The organism is Exiguobacterium sp. EF_C8 (assembly GCF_054956715.1).
This window is the reverse complement of sequence record NZ_CM143264.1, coordinates 629622-648981: the sequence shown is the minus strand read 5'-3', so window position 1 is coordinate 648981 and position 19360 is coordinate 629622. Positions and strand designations below refer to the sequence as shown.

Below are 19360 nucleotides of genomic sequence, written 5' to 3'. Positions count from 1 at the left end.
TGACATCATAGATTATGAACAGGAGGTACAACACCGAAATGAAGCAATCACTCGTACAGGTCGCTTGATGAATGAAATCATCTCTTTCGCAATGCAGTTGCGGATGTCTGACGCTACGAGTCTGCTCTTTTTCGGTGTGACCATCCTCTGGTCATCGCCTTCTTTGAGTTACTCCTGCACACCATCCGCTCGCTTCGGATGGTGTGTTTTCATTTCATCTTACTGGAAATGAAGCCTAAAGGAGCTGCTTTTATGTCTACTGAAACACTTACGATTCAACACCTATCAATGGATTACGACGAACGACGTCTTTTCTCGGACGTCTCCTTTCATATTCATACTGGCGAACACGTCGCTTTGATTGGTCCGAACGGCATCGGAAAAACGACACTGTTACACTTGATCGCTGATCAACTTCAACCGACTGACGGTTCGATCAAGCGTCATTACAAAAAACTCGGTCTACTATCACAACACTTTGTGGCGGGCGATCACACCGTTCTTGATGTCGTCGAACGAGCGGATGCGGTTCGTTATCAACTTCGCGCTAATGCCATGAATGGTGACTTGACGATTTATCAACGAGCAATCGATCAGGACGCCTTCTCGCTGGAAGCAGATGCAGCACGCGTCTTAAAAGAAGTCAAATTAGAGGAAGCACTCTGGACACACAAAGCATCCAGTTTAAGCGGTGGTGAACAGACGCGCCTCCAACTTGCCTGTCTGCTTCTATCACGACCTGATTTCATCATTCTCGATGAACCGACGAATCATCTGGATCAAGAGACACTCGAGTGGCTCACGGAATGGGTCAACATGTCACGGACCTCGATTCTCTATGTCTCACACGAACGATTCTTCATCGACGCAACGGCTGATGCCGTCATTGAATTATCCGAATCAGGGGCAACGCGATACAGCGGAAACTATCAGTCCTATAAAGAACAAAAGGAACATCAAGCCTTATCACAGCAACGCGCGTACGAAAAACAAGAACGCACACGCAAAGAACTAACCCGCATGATTCAAGGATACCGGCAATGGCATCAAAAAGCCTCGAATCAAGCGAGTGAACGCGATCCCTATGCGAAAAAGAAAGCCGCTAAACATGCGACAAAGGTCAAAGCAAAAGAACAACAGCTTGAGCGCTTACTGGAGAATCGTGTTAAAAAGCCAGAGGTTGCACCGACTGTTCACGTCGCATTTGAACATGAAGCGATTCATGCGAAGCGACTCGTTTCGTTCGAACACGTCACGTTTAGGTATGAGACGAAAACCATTCTAAACGATGTCTCATTTTCAATCGATCGTGGTGACCGGATTGCTGTCATCGGACCGAATGGAAGCGGGAAAACGACCTTACTGCGTCTCATCGAGGGTGAATATGCTCCTCATCAAGGGAACATAATCCGTCATCCTCGATTGAAGACCGGCTATTTTTCACAAGCCCTTTCCCACTTACCGACATCAGGTACATTGTTAGAGGCATTACTTGAGTACGGCACGATGAGTGAGACGGACGCCCGGACGTTGCTCGCCTGTTTTTTATTCCGTCGTGATGATGTCTACCGGTCGATTTCCGACGCCAGTATGGGTGAGAAATGTCGGATCGCTTTCTTACGCCTGTACTTTTCTGGTGCTCACTTGCTTATTCTCGATGAACCGACGAACTATTTGGATCTTGCGACTCGTGAACAAATCGAAGCCGCACTCGATGTTTTCCCTGGTGAGCTCCTCTTCGTCTCTCACGATCGTTATTTTACCGATCGTCTGTCGAATCGGACGTTTGATTTAACGACTGGATTCAACGATCATCCGGTCGGAACGGCCACGGTACGAAACGCGCGCCGAAGTGACCCTGAAGCGATTCAATCCGATCTACATCGTCTTGATGCTTTGACGGGTAACGTGCCGTTCAATACAGAAACAAATGAATCACTTTCAAAAGAATAACGAGAAAAAAGCATCTGCATAGAAAAAGAGACTCCTTTTTCCGTTGCAGATGCTTTTCATATTTCAGTCGTATTACCGCTTTTGATACTTCAGTTTCGTATGCGCTTGTGCCTGCTTGTGGATTTTTTTCCACTTTTCTTTCTCCGCCGCCTGCAACGCCACGTTTTGCTTACGTTCCGTATAGGCGATTTCTCGTTTTAGCTTGACGAAGCTGTTCCAGCGCTCAGCAGATAGCGTTCCATCTTCTAAAGCTATCCGAACGGCACATCCTGGTTCCTTCTCATGTTTACAGTCTCGAAAACGACAGTTTTCAGCAAGCTCTTCAATATCGGAAAACGTCGACGATAAACCGTCACTTCCATCCCATAAGGCCAATTCTCGCATCCCCGGTGTATCGACGAGTAATAAACCGTTCGCCAGTCGTTTCAGTTCGCGATGTGTCGTCGTGTGACGTCCGCGTTCATCGTCTTCCCGTACGCCACCCGTCTCCATTAACTGTTCTCCAGCTAAAGCGTTGACGAGCGTCGACTTCCCAACGCCGGACGATCCGACTAACACGATCGTTTGCTTGACTTGTAACTGGGCACGTAGTTCCTCTAATCCGTCACCCGTCAAAGAATCAACGGCAAGGATCGGTGTTCCGAACGCGACTGCTTCAACAGCCTGCAGCTCTATTTCGATCGACGGCATCAAACTTTTTTTCGTCAGGACGATGATTGGTATCACCCCTGCATCCCAAGCAACCGTTAAATAACGTTCCAGTCGACGGACGTTGAAGTCATGTCCAAAAGCCATGACGAGCAAGGCAACGTCGACATTCGCGCAGATAATTTGTTCCTCGGTCTCCGTCCCTGCCGCTTTTCGGGAAAATTGAGACGACCGTGGCAAGACCCGTTCGATTCGTCCTTTGCCTGGCTCTCGCTCTGTTTGAATGATCCAGTCTCCAACCGCTGGCAATTCAGCTTTCGTTCCTGATTGAAAACGCAGCTTACCAGACAGTTCGCTAAGTGATTCTCCTGTGTCCGTCATGACACGATAATGCGTTTGGTAGACGGCCGTGATTCGTCCGAGTTGTTCTGTTCCTGTCGTTTCGTAGACAGGTGGTGTACCCCATTCGTTCAAATGGTTTCCTCCTCTGATTTAAGGGAGGGAAACCCCTCCCTGGTTTTCGACACATGTTACTTTTTTAGCGTTGATTGTTGCACTCATCAACATCACTCCTCTCGATTCGATTCCTTTATAGAATATCATATCAATCAATGTTTCTGGTAGCGCTTCCCTCAAAGTCAGACCTTCTCTCCGCCTTAAGCCCGAGAGCAAATACGGTCCAAAGAGCGTCGTACGAACAGAAGGACTTCCGTATTATAAAGGTATCAACACAAGGGAGGCTTCCTCATGAAGCAATCGAAAGGAAAACAATTGGTGATGATTCTTGCCGGACTCGCATTACTCGCCGTTGTCATCGGAACATTACCACATATGATCGGACTTGGTTTAGGGGCATTACTTGCGTTCTATTCGATCAGTAAGTTCATGCAATCGAACAAATGGCCAGCGAAACTCGGTTTCGGATTTCTAGCAGCCATCGGAATCGGACTTGCCCTCTCAAACATCTGGGCAGTCATCGGAATCGCAGCAGCCATCGCATTGTACGTCGGTTACATGCGTATGAAACTACAGCGTGTCAATGTTCAAGATCTCTTTAACCGCCGCCGTACGTCAACAACACATTTTGAAGCTGACTGGAAAGACTTAGACGAAAAACGATTCTAAATTTAAAGATAATACCCATACTGTTTACCACTTTCAAGGAGGAATTTTTCATGAAAAACGTGTTTGATCAACTCAATGATTTTGCGACACAAATGATGACAGAAGTCAAAAAAGCCGCTGAACAGGGCGAAGTACCTGCTAAAAAGCTCGTTCGTCATATTCGATCTACAGAAGCTGATTTAAAAGAGATTGATCGACTACTTGAGCGTCAACGGACATTATTGCTGGAACTGACTCAAAAGCAGGAAGAAGCGAAGGATTTAGCCGATAAACGCTTCAAACAAGTTGAAATCGCAAACGAAGCCGGTGAACAGCAACTCGCCGAACGTGCTGCCATCGAATCGAAACATTACGGAGAGCAATACCGGTTCTTCGAAGAACTCGTCGCTGAAACGAAACGTGAGTTAAATGAGCTTGAACGTGAAGCCCTCGAATTGAAGTTGAAGCTCGAAGACCTACAGAACAAACGGTACGAATGGATGATGCGCGAAAATGTTTCGAACTTAAAAAACAAGATGAACCAGGTGCTAGATCGCGAACCAAATGCTACTATAAAAGAAGAAGCACATCCGTTCACGGCGGAAGAACCTGAAGCAAAACAACCAGCCGTTGATGAAGATGATATCGATGCGCGTATCGCTGAACTCGAACGCCGCATTCACCAATAAGCAGTTCATGACGAAGGAGGCGTATGCCTCCCTTTGTCATGTTAGAAAGGAGATTGATCGTGCGACGATTAAGTACGAAACAACTGGTCGGTTACGTATCGATCCTGTTCGCCCTTGGTCTATTCTATGACCTATTATCCGGTGCAGGAAATGTATTGTTCGGTGTCTTATTCCCTTTCCTGCTGTATTACGTCGGGATTCATTTCCGGCGGCGCAATCATGAAAAACTAGCGATCCTCTTTTATATCGTCGGTACGATCATTCTTGCTGGCGTCGTCCTCAGTTCGGCTGCCATCGGTTTTGTCATTGCCGGAATTTTGCTCTATCTTGGGATCATTCTTGTGACACGGCATTCTGTCCGTGAATTTTTGTTTTCACGGATTGCCCCCCATCAATATGAAGAGGAAGGCATCAAGATTCAACCAGCTTACTCCTTCTCGACCCAGGCCGATGCACCGTATGTCTTACAGGACTTAAGTGAACAGTTCATCGTCAAGGATTTAGAAATCGATTTGACGCATGCCTATGTCCCGGAAGGTGAAACATTGATCGTCGTCAGTGGCGTCGTCGGGGACGTCCGGATTCTTTTACCGTCCGGTTATGATTATACGCTCGACACGTCGATCGGCTTTGGAAGCGTCAAGACGGACATCCGCCGTATTCCGACCTTCTTCAATCGACGCATTCAATTCCGAGCACCAGAATATGGTGAAGCGACGCGGAAGGTTCGTATTCATGTCATGCTCGGTATTGGCAACGTGGAGGTGTCTTCGATATGAAGCGTGATCAATTTCCGCTTGGTGTCATCGCTCTGCAAGTCATGACGGGCTTCTTGACAGCCGTCATGACGACGTTGTTATTCTTAAGTACACGCCAAGTCGATTGGCATGTTCTCTTCGTCCGTCAGCAAGACTTTCCTGTCCTTTTACTCGTCATCGGACTCTCATTACTACTGCCGCTTGCTATCGGTAGCATGCATTATTTTTTCTTGCGTCGTGACTTCAAGCGTGTCACGACTGCCATCATCGAACTGGAGCAAGGAAAAGATGTTACAATTGTTCCCGGTCCCTATTTTCATACGTTGACACGCCTGTCACGAATTGGAAAACGTATTGACGAGCAAGTCGAGACCGTTCAAAAGATCAGCATGCGTCCGCAGCACGTCGAACAGGTACGGATTCAAGCTGTCACCGAAGAACGCAAGCGACTCGCACGTGATTTACACGACTCCGTTTCACAACAACTTTATGCCATCTCGATGATGACGACAGCAGCCAAACAGACGATTTTGTCTCAACCTGAAGCTGCTGCCAAACAAATCGAAATGGTCGAGACGATGGCACAAACGGCACAGTCTGAAATGCGTTCGCTCTTACTTCAACTTCGCCCCGTCGAACTCGAAGGGATGACGTTACAACAAGGACTTTCTCAACTGCTCGAAGAATTATCTAGAAAGCAGTCCACACAATTGAGTTGGAAGTTAGAAGAGATGTCACTCCCACGACAAATCGAAAACGAGTTGTTCCGGATCGTTCAAGAAGGATTAACGAATGCCTTACGTCACGCGAAAGCGTCCCATATGGATATTGAGCTCCGAGAATTCAACGAAACAATTATCCTGAGCATGAATGATGATGGTGTTGGATTTGTTGTTGATGAAAAAAAACTTGCCTCTTATGGCATCAATTCGATGCGAGAACGAACGGCTGAGATGGGTGGAACGATTCGTCTCGTCAGTGTTCCTGGACAAGGAACCCAAATCGAAGTAAAACTTAGAAAAGATCGGATGGTGCAAGTATGATACGCGTATTATTAGTAGATGACCACGAGATGGTCCGGGCCGGTGTGTCTGCTTTCCTTTCCACACAACCAGACATCGAGGTCGTCGCTGAAGCTTCGGATGGTCAAGTGGGAGCCTTGCTAGCGCTCGAACACCGACCGGATGTTATCTTGATGGATTTAGTGATGGAGCCAGTTGATGGCGTCGAAGGAACCCGGTTGATCCGCAAAGACTGGCCGGAAGCAAAAATTCTCGTCGTGACGAGTTTTCTTGATGACGAGAAAGTCTATCCTGTCATTGAAGCGGGTGCGATGAGTTACGTTTTAAAGACAGCTAGCGCCTTTGACATCGCAGAAGCGATTCGCAAGACAGCAAACGGTCAATCCGTCATGGCAGCACAAGTGACCGGTAAAATGATGGAACGTCTTCGTCGTCCTACGACACACTTACATGATGATTTAACGGAACGTGAGCAGGAAGTTCTTCAATTGATGGCTCGTGGTATGGCGAACCAAGAGATTGCGGACGAATTATTCATTTCCTTAAAAACCGTCAAAACACATGTCTCGAACATCTTATCAAAACTAGATGTCGTAGACCGTACACAAGCTGTCGTCTATGCCTTCAAGCATAATCTCGTCAAATAAGATTTAGCCCTTCATTACTTATTCTTTAAGCGCATGCCAAAAACCCCGAATCGTCTCTTAGTCAGAGACCGTTCGGGGTTTTGATGTTGTACGAAACGATTACCAAAGCTTCCATCCCGGAGCGCCTGGAGGGGCGTTTTCAATCATATGCCAAATCGGTACTGTGTACGCAAACGCAATCAAAGCGAACGTTACAAAAATCCATAGCTTCCAATTTTCAAAGAAGAGTGGCGTTGCCATCGCCTCTTCTTCCGTTTTAGCAATCGGAAATTCTTCCGTTCCTTTTGGTGTACGAAATGCAAGTTGGAACATCGCATACAAGAACAATAGAATCGAGATGAATAAAATCGTCCCACCAATTGCCATGGCGACATGATATGGAATCCAGTCAGCGACGATCGAATCTTTGAAGTAGGCGGCAGGACCCGTCCGTCGTGGATTACCGAGTAGACCTGAGATATGCATTGCTGTCGACATGAAGAGCATTCCGATCGTCCAGGCAGCCGTTTGAATAAGCCCAAGACGATTCATTGCCGCTGTTAACGTTCGACCACGTAAGAGCGGGACAAGCCAGTAAGCCGTTCCAAAGAACGTCAATGCCACAGCGGCACCGACCGTGATATGAAAGTGTCCTGTGACCCATAACGTATTGTGAACGATGATGTTTAGTTGATGGGATGCGTTGATGACACCACCTGCACCTGCAGGAATGAAGAACAACATCCCGATGAACGGTGCAAGAAAACGTACATCGCGATACGGCATTTTTTTCACCCAACCAAATACCCCGGTCGCCCCTTTCCGACGACCCGCCAACTCAAAAGTCGCAAACATCGAGAAGGCTGTCATCAATGATGGAATGATGACGAGGAACGTTAAGACGACTTGGACATACTTCCAAAAAGCAGAAATCCCCGGCTCTAACAATTGATGGTGAAAACCAACCGGGAACGAAAAGAGGAGGAACAATAAAAATGACATACGTGCTAACGCGTCAGAAAAAACCTTTCCACCAACGATTTTCGGGATGACTGTATACCAGACGATGTAGGCAGGTAACAACCAGAAATAGACGAGTGGATGACCAAAGTACCAAAATAGCGTCCGGGATAGCTCGATTCCGACCTTATCCGTCCAACCAAGGGATAAGGGAAGGAGCTGAAAGAGAATCGTCGCTGCTACTCCGAGTGTCGCAACCACCCATAATAAGGCAGTCATAATACTCATGTATGCTTGAAGTGGTGGATGAACGCCAGGGTGTTCCCGTTTATAATCAGCATACATACGGAACATGGCACCAGAAGCAATCCACGTTCCGACGACGAAGATGACGAGTCCAATATAAAATACTGGATGTGCCTTGAGTGGTGCATAGAATGTATAGAGGACGGAAGCTTCTCCTGCAAGTACCATCCATGTGACGAGGATGACACCAAGGATCATGAACCAGAATCCAACCCACCCGAGACGTCGAGGAAAGTCTTCGAAACGTCCAAAGGATTGACCTAAAAATGAAAACAGTAATCCAAATATGAATAATGTCGTAAAGACGATCGCAAGCATTAACCCGTGGGCAGTGAGAAGCTCATAGTAGCCGACTCCAGCAATTTCTGGAATGACACCTGTCCGCACCATCGTTTGCAACAATCCACATAAACCACCAATCAATAAGGCAACGAGTGAAAAACTAACATGTGCGAAAGCGAGCTTCGCTTCCTTAATTCCGATGACGGTAGCAGGCAGACCACGCTCCATCTCGAACTGTCTTAATTTTTTTGAAATGGCATTCATCTTATTCCACCACCTTGATTTTGGTTGCCATCATATGATGACCCGATCCACAGTATTCATTACAGACGACCAAATACTCGCCAGCTTCCTTGAATGTATATTCAATGGAATTGATATGACCAGGAACGACCATCATATTGACATTCGTCTTGACAATTTCAAAGCCATGGACGACATCTTTTGATGTCACCAAAAAATCAACCGTTGCCCCTTTGGGAATGACCATATCTTTTGGTGTGAATTGGAACGCTTGTGCGACGATGATCGCTTCGTATCGGTCGTCATCGATTTTTTTTAGTCCTGGCTTGTCGAATGGTTTCGTTTGATCAACTTTCGTCGGATCAATCAATGTTGCATCGGATGGCGGTTGATTTCCGGATGCAAAAGCGGATACGCCGATGATGGTTAAAAAGACGCCAAGCATCACTGCTCCAAAAATCAGCCAGATTTTTTCTAGACGATGAATATGCATTGTGACTCCCCCTTACCGTGATAAGAATAATAGAAAGATTGAGCTCCACATCCCAATGATGATACCTGCTACGATCAGGACGGCAATAAATGTTCCTTTGAGGTTTGATTCTGATTTTTGGTCCATGGTGATTACTCCTCTCCTGCTTTGAACTTGTCTTTATTGTAAGAATTCAGCAAGTTCGGAAACTGTGATATATATCACTTCAAATGTGAAGAATCCGCACTTTTCTTTCTAAAAACACACAAAAAGTTCACATCTGAACAAGAGAAGGAGGAACGACTCATCTACAAAAAAAACAATCCATACATGAGACAGAAAATTCTGCTTCACGTTTGAATTGTTTGTACACTATCTATTAAATTCGACAAACACCTGCTGGGCATCCTTCACAATGACACAGATCACGCAGATATTGTGCATCATGAATGATGATTTCTTTTGGCGTCATCGAAATGACACCTTCTTTTTTCCACTGGGAGAACATCCGATTGACCGTTTCACGCGGTGCGCCAATCAATTGACCAAACTCCCCATCGGATGGACGTTTTGCAAGACGGTAGGTTTCTCCTACTTGTTCCCCTTCCATCGCGATGAGACGAAGTAACGTCGAAGCTAACGCACCCGGTTTTCCGAACAATAGCAAGTCGCGCAATTTAGTCTCCGTCTGTTTCCGCATCAATGCTTGCCACCGCATGATCTCAAGCGCAAAAGTACCATCCTTTCTCATGAGTTCCTCTAATTTTTCTTTTGAGAGGAAACCGATGATACTATCCTCCATCGTCTCGATACTGTATGAACTCGGAAAAGCTTCTCCTACATCAAATTCACCAAATAGATCCCCTTTGAAATATAAGAACATGAGTAATGGACTGCCTTTTTTCGTCAACTTCGATAGTTTGACGCCTCCTTGTTTCACATAAAACAACTTGTCGTTCATTTCCCCTTCCCAACAGACGATGGAATCCTTTTTGAACGTCGTTTCCGTCATGAAGCTTTCTAGTAACGTTCTTGTCTCAGGTGATAAGATGAACGTATTCGCTTCAGTCGTTCCACAAGTCAGCATATCCATTTCTCCTCTCCTTTTCTTCTGCTTTTAGTATAGAACATCACAGTTCAAAAGAATTGATTTTCAAAAGATTGTCAAACTTTGTTCAATGTTTCACATTAATTTTGAAAAAGTATCTGACGACCGCCTTCTAAAACTAAAGCAATCGTCAGATATAGTATTACATACCTGTTCCGTAATAATGATGAACGATTCGTTCAACTGCTTGACCTGGTGGGTGATCATACCAACTTGTTTGGAATTCTTGCATGTGCTGACGGCACTCTTCAAGTATCGCGTCAGACACGATCCACTCCATCAATTGCGCCATCTGCTCCGTCTGTCGCACCGGTAATGGTTTTGGATACTGATCGACAAGTCCTGGTAGTTGTCGATATGTATCGATGTCCGGTGTGTACAGGAACGCCGGAATGTTGAGGAGACAGCTTTCAAATGGAATGGAGGAATAATCAGTTATGAGCACATCTGTGATCAGTAAGTAATCATTGATTGAATACGTATCGTCCACAAGATGGATATGGCTAGAACGATAGGTCGAAAGCGCTCGAATCGTCGGATGCAATTTAACGAGAATCGTCCATCCCGCTTGAGCAAGTTTTTCAAACTGTTGAATCGTATGATCTTCTGTTTCTTTGTATTCCCGGTATGTCGGTGCATACAATAAGATCCGACGATCAGTCTTTGCGTATTGTTTTCTTAATTCCACTGTTTTCTGTTTTCGTTGCTCCTCATCAAACCAATAGTCCGTTCGTGGCATGCCGAACGCTTTAAAGTGGGATCGTTCTAAATCGTGCGGCATCATGAATTGTTCAGCACACCGCATTCCTGGAACAATAAAATCTCCGTATTCTTGATAGACACGTCGAAATCGTTTCTGTGTCGACGTGGACATCGAACGAGTTTTCGATGAGGTCAGCCCAAACTGTTTTAACGTTCCAGCGGCATGCCACAATTGAATCCGCCTTGTATTTTTTCGAGTAGAGGAAACGCTGAATTCTCCAATATAATTATCTAAAAAAACATGACGAGAAGTAGCTAAATGATAAGAAATCGTAATTAATCGCATTGGATGATAAGCAATTTTGCGACTGACATTCCAACAATCTGTCGCCCGCATATAGCGTTCGTCGAAGATAAGAACTTGCTTTTGTTGGTTGTTTCGTTGATTTAAGCGAAGATGTATTGGCATAGCATTTTCACCATAGCTCATCCAAAATAACGTCTTTTCTTGAATGGGTAAAAAACAAAATAGTTGATAGACTATTCGAAAGATAAATAAATAGATCGAAATAATCATTGAACGCATATTTAGTGACTCCCTTAAAAAAGAGACCTCACTCCCGCGAGGTCTCTTCATCCATTAATTCGAGCCTAGCTCATTCTTAATTTGGCTAGTTGAAATTCCTTCAGTACGCTCCAAGTAAACGACTTCACAATGGTCTTTTAAGAAGTCGAATTCACCTTTCCAGTCATCACCCATAACGAATACATCAACATTATGTTTTTGAACGTCTTCTACTTTTTGTTCCCAGTTGTTCTCTGGAATGACTTCATCCACATAACGAATTGCTTCTAAGATTAATTTACGATTCTCATAGTTATGGTACGCTTGTTTATGCTTAAGACGATTGAATTCATCTGTCGAAATTGCCACGATGAGGTAATCTCCCATTTCTTTAGCGCGACGTAAAATATTGATATGTCCCCAATGTAACAAATCAAATGTACCGTACGTAATGACCTTCTTCATCTAAAAACACTCCCCGTTTATTTAATATTCTCTAAGATATCCAGCGCAGCTCTTTGTGCTGCGTGACCGTCATCCCATTCGCAATAATGACGACGAAATGCTTCACTTTTCAAATCGAATCGTCGCTCCCACGACTCGATCTGTCTGATTTCTTCAAAAAGAATTTGCTCTTCTTGAATCAACGGACCCGGTGCTTCTTCCTCAAAAGAAAAATAGAATCCTCTTAGATGATCACGATAATGTTTGAGATCATAGGTGTAGAATAGCATCGGACGTTTTAAGTGCGCATAATCGAACATCACTGAGGAATAATCCGTTATCAAGATATCTGCCGCTAAGTATAGCTCAGAAATTTCCGGATATCTAGAGGCATTCTTAATCGCTGAGACAGCACTCAAATCCAATTGATCGCCAACAAGATAATGGAGTCGTACAAGCATTGTATACTCATCTCCAAATTCTTCCTCAAATCGTTCAATGGAGAAAGGTAATGTAAATGAGTAGTTTCCTTGCTCAACGTAATCATCATCTCTCCATGTTGGAGCATATAAAATAATCTTTTTATCGGTTTCTATTTGATAATGTGCCTTTACCCGCTCAATAATACTTTCATGTTTTTCATTTTGGTACAGCACATCGTTTCTAGGATATCCGATTTCTAACATTTTTCCTTCGTATCCAAACGCTCTTTTGAAAATTTCACTCGAGTATGCGTTCGGAGAGAGAAGGACATCCCATTTTGCTGATTCTTTTACAAAGTCTTTTTTATAATGATCAGTTGATGTGTTCGCCATTCGGACATCCACCATATCAAGCGCTAATTTTTTAAGTGGCGTTCCGTGCCATGTTTGATAATATAGAGTACCTTTTCGTTTTACTAGCCATGAAGGAAGGCGACTATTGGACACCCAAACGCGAGAAGTAGCTAATAAAAAAATCCATTTGATCGTCATCCGATTCACAGATGTCACCTGTTCATCCGTCATAGAAACACCGCGTTGTTTGCTGATGATCAATTCTAAGTCAACGTTCATCTTTTTCAACTCATCGTAGATGGCTTTAGGACTATCATTGTACTGTTTGCCTAAAAAGCTTTCAAACATGACACGATTTTTCCGTACCGGAAATAAGGTGAAGATTCGCATCATGACCCGAAGACTTCGCTCCACCATACCTGTTTTTTTCATGAGTCGAATTAATTTCTTCTTCACAATCAAAATCCCTCTCATACCACGTATTCAATACAGCTCATCATAACAAAAAGCGCATCCATTTGGAATTGCTATTTGTTCGCATGTAGCGGAAAGGTAAATCAAACGCCGTCGTGTTTTTGACGATTCCTTTACGATGGCTGAACGTCTCGAAACTATACTTGCCATGATATCCACCCATGCCACTCGCCCCGACTCCACCAAATGGTAAGTGATGTTGTGCGACGTGCATCAATGTGTCATTGACACATCCACCACCGAATGAAATCCGTTCAAGGATACGATGTTCGACGGCTTTGTTCTCTGTGAACAGATAAAGCGCAAGCGGTTTGTCACGATCATTGACGAACGCGATGACCTCTTCGATTTCACGGTAGGTCAACACCGGTAGGATCGGTCCAAAGATTTCGTCTTGCATCACTGGAGCATCCACCGCTACATTCGTCATGACGGTCGGCGCCATCTTACGCGTTTCCGGATCGACTTGTCCACCGAATTCAATCGTCCCTTGCGACAAGTAACTGCTGAGGCGATTCAGATGATCGTCCGATACGATTTTGACGTAGGATGAGACGCCGACGCCATTCCCGTACTGTTTGAAGGCTTCTTCTTCAATCAACTGCAAGAAACGTTCTTTAACGTCCTCATGAATCAATACGTAATCCGGGGCGATACATGTCTGTCCGGCATTCAGCCATTTTCCCCATGCGATCCGCTTCGCTGCTAGACGAAGATCCGCATCCTTGTGAACGATTGTCGGTGATTTACCACCCAGTTCAAGTGTGACCGGTGTCAAATGCTTCGCTGCAGCTTGATGCACGATTTTTCCGACGCGTGTGGAACCCGTAAAGAAGATATAATCAAAGCGTTCGTTTAATAAAGCGCTACTGACTTCAGCATCTCCTTCTATGACGATTCCGAATCGTTCATGGAATGCCGTTTCAAAAACTTCTCGTAATACACGAGAGACGTTCGGTGTCAGCTCGGATGGTTTAAGGACGACCGTATTCCCCGCTGCAATCGCACCAATGACCGGAGCAAGTGCGAGCTGGAAGGGATAGTTCCATGGTGCAATCACAAGCACATTGCCATAAGGTTCGTATTGAATTTCACTTTTCGACCCGATATGCAGAAGCGGTGTTGCGACACGTTTTGGTCTAGCCAGTCGACGGAGTTGTCTCTCCATCCGTTGAATCTCTCCGTAAACGAATCCGATTTCCGTCGTGAACGCATCATGCTGTCCTTTATTAAGATCTTGTTTTAATGCCTCATAAATCGCCGCTTCATGTGTTTCGATTGCTTGGCGTAAGAACGTTAACATACTTAAGCGGAAGGCTAGACTGCGTGTTGCCCCTGTCCGGAAAAAGTGCCGTTGTAATTGCAAGCGTTCTGAAAGAACTGTCTCTGTCATCGTTGTTTCCATCCGAGAATCTCTCCTTTAACTGGTCTATAACACTGCCTTCATCTTACCATATCTCTTTTTCGATATGAAAAAAGACGGAGAGGATTCTCCGTCTTGCTCTTTATAATTGAATCGCTGTCTCAAGCGCGACTTTCATCATGTCGTTGAATGTCGTTTGACGCTCTTCCGATGTCGTTTCTTCCCCTGTCAACAGATGATCCGAAATCGTCAAAATCGTCAATGCATTTACCTTATGTTTCGCAGCGAGCGTATACAGTCCTGCTGCTTCCATCTCGATTGCGAGGCATCCGAAATCTGCCCATTTTTTGAAATGATGAAAATCATCTTGATAGAACTGATCCGTCGTGAAGATTTGACCGACTTTTGCATCGATGCCTTGTTCTTTTGCGGCTGTATAGGCTTTATGCAACAGATCAAAAGACGCTGTCGGTGCGTAGTCTAATCCGTTAAAACGAGCGCGGTTTTGTGCCATGTCATGTGAAGCACTCATTGCGATAACGACATCGCGGACTTTAACGTCTGGAGTAATGCCACCAGCAGTACCGACACGAATCAAGTTTTTCGCACCATACGACTGAACGAGTTCGTTCGCATAGATTGACATCGATGGTACACCCATACCTGTTCCTTGAACAGAAACTTTTTTACCCTTATAAGTACCTGTAAAACCATACATTCCTCGAACTTCATTGTAGAGAACAACATCCTCTAAAAACGTCTCAGCGATGTATTTAGCCCGTAACGGATCTCCTGGAAGTAAGACCGTTTCGGCGATTTGTCCTTCAGCTGCGTTAATGTGTACACTCATGTACGATTCCTCCTCGATAGTCGTTTAAATCGACAACAATTCACGAAACTCGTTCGGTGTGACACCGAATTGTTTTTTGAACACTTTCCGAAAATACTTATCGTCCTGATATCCGACTTCAAGCGCAATTTCATAAATACGCGCTTCCGTCTCGCTCAACAATTCCTTCGCCCGATTCAAACGAATTGTTTGAATGTAATCAGATAAGTTAACAGAAAAACGCTGTTTGAAGCGCCGTGATATATACTCTCGGCTCAAGTAAAACCGTTCGCTCATGAATTGTAGTGTCAATTCTTCCGCATAATGCGTTTCGATGTATTTTGCGATTTGATCAATCGCTTCCCCTGATTCCACTACCGGATGGATACATTCCATCGCGCGGGACAAGGCATCATTGAGTACATCTGGATCAACTGGCTTTAATAAATAATCAAAGGATTGATGCAAAATGGCACGCCGCATATACGTATAATCATCATACCCTGTCAGCACGATCGTGACGACCTTTGGATGATGATTTTTTGTCCATTCCAGTAACGTTAATCCGTCCAGTCCAGGCATTTCGACGTCGGTCAGCATTAAATCGATCGTTCCGGTATCCAGTAAACGTTTTGCCTCTTCCCCATGTTCCGCCTCGTATAGGTTTGAAACACGCCATCTGTCCCATTCTCCGAGCAGTTTGACCGCTTCTCGTACATGTCGTTCATCATCTACGATCAATACGTTCATGCCAAATCCCCCTTTTCATATGGAATCCGAATCACGATTTTGAATCCCCCCTCCGTCACTGGAGAAGAGAGGGTCATACTTGCTTCCTCCCCGTAAAATATCAAGAGACGTTCGTAGATATTGTGGAGACCGATCCCGCTCGTCTCGAGATCCTCTGGACTACGATGCATCCGCATTTTTCGATCAATTTCTTCAAGTCGTCCTGTTTCAAGGACGGCACCGCTATTCTCGATTTGAATGATGAGACGTCCACCATCCGTCCGTACTTTGTAGGCAAGATAGTTTTCTGTCGCCGCTAATTGTTGACGGAAGCCGTGTTTGAAATAGTTTTCAGCAAACGGTTGTAAGATCATTTTTGGTACTTCAATGTCATTGAGGTGCCAAGGGACGTCGACGATATAACGGAATCGCTCAGGAAAACGTTGCTGTTGCAGACGGATGTATGCTTGAAGATGATCGACTTCTTGTTTTAACGTTACGATCGTTTGTTCATTGTTCATCGAGTAACGCATCATTTGCGATAATCCGGTGATGGAGCGGTACGCGATCTTCCGGTCCCCTTGTAACGTCGTCGTTCCGATCGATTGCAAGGCGTTGAATAAAAAGTGAGGATTGAGTTGAGATTGTAAGGCTCGAAGCTCATTCGTCCGATTTTCGAGCGCCAATCGATATTCCCGTTTAATCAAACGATCGATCCGTTGAATCATGCGTTGGAACTGACGATTGAGTAATCCAATCTCGTCATTCGTCGTGGCAACGAACGGTGCCGATAAATCACCCTGTTCGACTCGCCAGACGTTTGCCGTCAACTGTTTAATCGGTTTCGTGATTTGCATGGCAACTAGACTCGCGGCAATAATCATGACGATAAGAGAAGCGAGACCAATCAGTACGAGAATCAATGCCGTCTCGTTTGCCCCTTGGATGACGGATGCATAAGGAATCCGTTTGATCAGTGTCAACGGGATTCCGTTCGTCATCGTTTTCGAGTAGACGATGAACGATTTTCCGACACGTAGACTTCCACTCTGTCCAGTGAATTGGTCGGTAGGTAGGTCCATCTTTGCTCCAGTCTGTGCCAGAACACGTTGATCAGTCATCAGCCACAGCGACTCATCCGGATCATTCTCGAACAATTTTAATTGCTGTTCAAATACCCGAACCGGAATATCGACTGAGAGGAACCCAAGCGGCTCATCCGTCTCGACACGATCAATCCGATAACGAAAACTGACGACTTGTTTCTCATCGAGAATCATCGTATGCACATTGTACGGTTCGATCGGGTGAGCTCCGTCAATCAACCAACTGTTTTTTTGTTTCATTAATCGAAAATAATCCGTTTCTTGCATCCAATCAAATGTTCCCCGACTCGTCGTTTTCATATTGTAAACCGAATACTCTGAATAGCCATTCAAGATGACGAAATGTAACTGCTCAATATCCTGTCGGGATAAAAATAGACCTAACATCGCCCGCGAGACGACTCCATCGGATTCGTCTAGTTCCTGATCCGCTCCGACACGCATGATGTTCATCAACGAGCGATTCGCATATAAACTCGTTGATAGACGTCGAATATCCTCTATATAATGAGTCACCTGTGTATTTCCCCGAGTCAACACGTTCAGGCTAGAATGTTCTGCCTGTTCGATGTTCTGGTGTCGTACATAAAGATAGGAAATCGAAGTCGCGAGGGCTGTCGGAATTAAGATCGCTAAGACAACGAGACGAATCAAACGTGTCCGGATACTTTTCATAAAAGGCGCCCCCATCCTTTTTCTTGTAATCAATCGTATCATAACCTTGAATTCGCTTACATCATTTCCTGATATTCTCTTTCAGGATTGCAATAATAAATTATTTTTTCTTTCGACTTGATTCCGAATGAATTTTACTATAATATCATCAATGTTCGTCTTTTAATCAATTTGTTATGAAGGTGGTTCTTTTATCCATGTTTAAACTTGCCGCACACCAAACAACCGTAAAACGTGAAATCCAAGCCGGATTTGTAACGTTTATTACGATGGCATACATTTTGCTCGTCAATCCGACGATTTTAGCAGATGCCGGTATCCCTCAAGCCCAAGCTTTTTCTGCGACGATCATCGCTACATTGATCGGTACACTTTTAATGGGGTTCTATGCGAATCTACCGATCGCAGTCGCACCCGGAATGGGACTCAACGCGTACTTCACATATACACTTGTCGTCGGTGAAAAAATTCCATATCAAACAGCACTTTCAGTCGTGTTCGTCGCTGGTGTCATCTTCTTATTGTTGTCACTCTCGCCGATCCGTACGAAACTGATCGAAATCATTCCGATGACCTTAAAGCTTGCCATCACGGGTGGAATCGGTCTCTTCATCGCTTCACTTGGTCTCAAGATGTCAGGAATTCTCATTGGTAGTGAAGATACACTGGTCACGATTGGTGCCTTGACGTCACCAGAAGCGCTGATCACACTCATCGGGTTATTAGTTGCTGCGATCTTGACGATCAAACGGGTACCAGGAGCTATCCTTTACGCCATGATCCTTTCTGGTGTGATCGCATTTTTGACAGGTGAATTAAAGTTCTCAGATTCCTTCGTCGCGTTACCAACGTTACCGGAAGGATTGATCATCACTAATCCGTTCAACGCCATTCAGGACGTATTTCAGTACGGGCTATTCAGCGGCGTCCTCTCCTTCGTGCTCGTAACGATGTTTGACACGACAGGTACGATGGTCGCTGTCGGTGAACAAGCTGGATTGATTGAAGAAGATGGATCATTGAAAAATAGTGAACGCGCACTATTATCTGATTCGACTGCGATGGTTGCCGGTTCCTTGTTCGGAACAAGTCCAACAACTGCTTATGTAGAATCTGCAGCAGGTGTTGCTGCGGGTGGTCGGACTGGACTCACGTCCGTGACGGTCGGGATACTCTTCGCATTATCTGCCATCTTTGGACCGTTCGTTCAATCGATTTCAAGTGTTCCCGCGATTACCGCACCCGCGTTGATTCTAGTCGGTGCCTTTATGATTCAAAACATCAAACAGATTCCATGGGATGATTTCAGTGAAGCTTTCACAGCTTTCCTTGTCATCTTGATCATGCCGTTATCCGGTAGCATCGCAACCGGTATCGCATTCGGCTTCATCGTTTATCCGATCATGAAAGCCATCCAAAAAGAGCGCGTCCATCCACTCATCTATGTATTTGCGCTTCTCTTCTTCATCCAATTATTTTTCCTATAATAAAAAACATGCCTGTTCCGTCAGTTGATCGGAACAGGC

19 protein-coding genes are annotated in these 19360 nt (G+C 44.9%); 7 read left to right on the top strand and 12 right to left on the bottom strand.

Annotation, left to right across the window (positions count from 1 at the left end; translation table 11 throughout):
• Window positions 1-252 precede the first annotated feature (252 nt).
• The gene (gene abc-f, locus ACY2IG_RS03400) at window positions 253-1953 is read left to right on the top strand and encodes a ribosomal protection-like ABC-F family protein (RefSeq protein ID WP_462618369.1); all 1701 of its coding nucleotides are present in this window, start codon (window positions 253-255) and stop codon (window positions 1951-1953) included.
• A gap of 72 nt (window positions 1954-2025) precedes the next feature.
• On the opposite strand, the gene rsgA is transcribed toward abc-f, so the two are convergent.
• Window positions 2026-3075, bottom strand: a complete 1050-nt coding sequence (gene rsgA / locus ACY2IG_RS03395; protein WP_462618368.1) for a ribosome small subunit-dependent GTPase A — start codon at window positions 3073-3075, stop codon at window positions 2026-2028.
• Between the two features lie 273 nt (window positions 3076-3348).
• On the opposite strand from rsgA, the gene ACY2IG_RS03390 reads away from it, so the two are divergent.
• From ACY2IG_RS03390 to ACY2IG_RS03370, 5 genes are read left to right on the top strand one after another with little or no spacing between them, the layout of a single operon-like run.
• Window positions 3349-3726 carry a lmo0954 family membrane protein gene (locus tag ACY2IG_RS03390; RefSeq protein ID WP_023467260.1) on the top strand — a complete coding sequence of 126 codons (378 nt, stop codon included), beginning with the start codon at window positions 3349-3351 and terminating at the stop codon, window positions 3724-3726.
• Window positions 3727-3776: 50 nt separating this feature from the next.
• Window positions 3777-4394, top strand: a complete 618-nt coding sequence (locus ACY2IG_RS03385; protein WP_023467259.1) for a PspA/IM30 family protein — start codon at window positions 3777-3779, stop codon at window positions 4392-4394.
• Between the two features lie 59 nt (window positions 4395-4453).
• Window positions 4454-5173, top strand: a complete 720-nt coding sequence (liaF, locus tag ACY2IG_RS03380; RefSeq protein WP_029340864.1) for a cell wall-active antibiotics response protein LiaF — start codon at window positions 4454-4456, stop codon at window positions 5171-5173.
• Window positions 5170-6195 (top strand): sensor histidine kinase, encoded by a 1026-nt coding sequence (locus tag ACY2IG_RS03375; RefSeq protein ID WP_462618367.1) that lies wholly within the window; start codon window positions 5170-5172, stop codon window positions 6193-6195. The genes liaF and ACY2IG_RS03375 overlap by 4 nt, the downstream gene beginning before the upstream one ends.
• Window positions 6192-6821, top strand: coding sequence for a LuxR C-terminal-related transcriptional regulator (locus ACY2IG_RS03370; RefSeq protein ID WP_056063585.1), 630 nt, complete (start codon window positions 6192-6194; stop codon window positions 6819-6821). Before ACY2IG_RS03375 ends, ACY2IG_RS03370 begins: the two co-directional genes overlap by 4 nt.
• 99 nt (window positions 6822-6920) lie before the next feature.
• On the opposite strand, the gene ACY2IG_RS03365 is transcribed toward ACY2IG_RS03370, so the two are convergent.
• The 11 genes from ACY2IG_RS03365 to ACY2IG_RS03315 all read right to left on the bottom strand — a co-directional run bounded on the left by ACY2IG_RS03365 (window position 6921) and on the right by ACY2IG_RS03315 (window position 17834).
• A complete protein-coding gene (locus ACY2IG_RS03365) occupies window positions 6921-8612 on the bottom strand; it encodes a b(o/a)3-type cytochrome-c oxidase subunit 1 (protein ID WP_462618366.1) in 1692 nt (563 codons plus the stop codon).
• Between the two features lies 1 nt (window position 8613).
• Complete coding sequence (locus ACY2IG_RS03360) at window positions 8614-9084, bottom strand: cytochrome c oxidase subunit II (RefSeq protein ID WP_035412613.1); 471 nt, start codon at window positions 9082-9084, stop codon at window positions 8614-8616.
• Window positions 9085-9096: 12 nt separating this feature from the next.
• Window positions 9097-9210, bottom strand: a complete 114-nt coding sequence (locus ACY2IG_RS03355) for a cytochrome C oxidase subunit II (protein ID WP_155960209.1) — start codon at window positions 9208-9210, stop codon at window positions 9097-9099.
• A 232-nt stretch (window positions 9211-9442) separates the two neighbouring features.
• A complete protein-coding gene (locus tag ACY2IG_RS03350) occupies window positions 9443-10156 on the bottom strand; it encodes a Crp/Fnr family transcriptional regulator (RefSeq protein ID WP_251137623.1) in 714 nt (237 codons plus the stop codon).
• 157 nt (window positions 10157-10313) lie between these two features.
• Entirely contained in the window at window positions 10314-11450 is a 1137-nt protein-coding gene (locus tag ACY2IG_RS03345) for a CDP-glycerol glycerophosphotransferase family protein (RefSeq protein WP_462618713.1), read from the bottom strand.
• Between the two features lie 63 nt (window positions 11451-11513).
• Window positions 11514-11903: a glycerol-3-phosphate cytidylyltransferase gene (gene tagD, locus ACY2IG_RS03340; protein ID WP_023467250.1), complete on the bottom strand. Its 390-nt coding sequence runs from the start codon at window positions 11901-11903 to the stop codon at window positions 11514-11516.
• A gap of 17 nt (window positions 11904-11920) precedes the next feature.
• Entirely contained in the window at window positions 11921-13090 is a 1170-nt protein-coding gene (locus ACY2IG_RS03335; protein WP_462618365.1) for a CDP-glycerol glycerophosphotransferase family protein, read from the bottom strand.
• Between the two features lie 64 nt (window positions 13091-13154).
• Window positions 13155-14537, bottom strand: a complete 1383-nt coding sequence (locus ACY2IG_RS03330; RefSeq protein WP_462618364.1) for an aldehyde dehydrogenase — start codon at window positions 14535-14537, stop codon at window positions 13155-13157.
• 100 nt (window positions 14538-14637) lie between these two features.
• Entirely contained in the window at window positions 14638-15345 is a 708-nt protein-coding gene (gene deoD, locus ACY2IG_RS03325) for a purine-nucleoside phosphorylase (protein WP_035412602.1), read from the bottom strand.
• Window positions 15346-15369: 24 nt separating this feature from the next.
• Window positions 15370-16074 (bottom strand): response regulator transcription factor, encoded by a 705-nt coding sequence (locus ACY2IG_RS03320; RefSeq protein ID WP_035412600.1) that lies wholly within the window; start codon window positions 16072-16074, stop codon window positions 15370-15372.
• Window positions 16071-17834 carry a sensor histidine kinase gene (locus ACY2IG_RS03315; protein ID WP_035412597.1) on the bottom strand — a complete coding sequence of 588 codons (1764 nt, stop codon included), beginning with the start codon at window positions 17832-17834 and terminating at the stop codon, window positions 16071-16073. The genes ACY2IG_RS03320 and ACY2IG_RS03315 overlap by 4 nt, the downstream gene beginning before the upstream one ends.
• A gap of 197 nt (window positions 17835-18031) precedes the next feature.
• Here ACY2IG_RS03315 and ACY2IG_RS03310 point away from each other — a divergent pair, with 197 nt between their 5' ends.
• Window positions 18032-19321, top strand: coding sequence for an NCS2 family permease (locus tag ACY2IG_RS03310; RefSeq protein WP_035412593.1), 1290 nt, complete (start codon window positions 18032-18034; stop codon window positions 19319-19321).
• The last annotated feature ends 39 nt before the right edge of the window (window positions 19322-19360 follow it).

Coding starts and splice junctions, on each gene's coding strand:
- ACY2IG_RS03310 (WP_035412593.1), top strand. CDS start 18,032: ATGTTTAAACTTGCCGCACACCAAACAACCGTAAAACGTGAAATCCAA.
- ACY2IG_RS03330 (WP_462618364.1), bottom strand. CDS start 14,537: ATGGAAACAACGATGACAGAGACAGTTCTTTCAGAACGCTTGCAATTA.
- tagD (WP_023467250.1), bottom strand. CDS start 11,903: ATGAAGAAGGTCATTACGTACGGTACATTTGATTTGTTACATTGGGGA.
- ACY2IG_RS03355 (WP_155960209.1), bottom strand. CDS start 9,210: ATGGACCAAAAATCAGAATCAAACCTCAAAGGAACATTTATTGCCGTC.
- ACY2IG_RS03315 (WP_035412597.1), bottom strand. CDS start 17,834: ATGAAAAGTATCCGGACACGTTTGATTCGTCTCGTTGTCTTAGCGATC.
- ACY2IG_RS03320 (WP_035412600.1), bottom strand. CDS start 16,074: ATGAACGTATTGATCGTAGATGATGAACGACATGTACGAGAAGCGGTC.
- ACY2IG_RS03360 (WP_035412613.1), bottom strand. CDS start 9,084: ATGCATATTCATCGTCTAGAAAAAATCTGGCTGATTTTTGGAGCAGTG.
- ACY2IG_RS03335 (WP_462618365.1), bottom strand. CDS start 13,090: ATGAAAAAAACAGGTATGGTGGAGCGAAGTCTTCGGGTCATGATGCGA.
- abc-f (WP_462618369.1), top strand. CDS start 253: ATGTCTACTGAAACACTTACGATTCAACACCTATCAATGGATTACGAC.
- ACY2IG_RS03370 (WP_056063585.1), top strand. CDS start 6,192: ATGATACGCGTATTATTAGTAGATGACCACGAGATGGTCCGGGCCGGT.
- deoD (WP_035412602.1), bottom strand. CDS start 15,345: ATGAGTGTACACATTAACGCAGCTGAAGGACAAATCGCCGAAACGGTC.
- ACY2IG_RS03345 (WP_462618713.1), bottom strand. CDS start 11,450: ATGATTATTTCGATCTATTTATTTATCTTTCGAATAGTCTATCAACTA.
- ACY2IG_RS03385 (WP_023467259.1), top strand. CDS start 3,777: ATGAAAAACGTGTTTGATCAACTCAATGATTTTGCGACACAAATGATG.
- ACY2IG_RS03350 (WP_251137623.1), bottom strand. CDS start 10,156: ATGGATATGCTGACTTGTGGAACGACTGAAGCGAATACGTTCATCTTA.
- ACY2IG_RS03375 (WP_462618367.1), top strand. CDS start 5,170: ATGAAGCGTGATCAATTTCCGCTTGGTGTCATCGCTCTGCAAGTCATG.
- ACY2IG_RS03365 (WP_462618366.1), bottom strand. CDS start 8,612: ATGAATGCCATTTCAAAAAAATTAAGACAGTTCGAGATGGAGCGTGGT.
- ACY2IG_RS03390 (WP_023467260.1), top strand. CDS start 3,349: ATGAAGCAATCGAAAGGAAAACAATTGGTGATGATTCTTGCCGGACTC.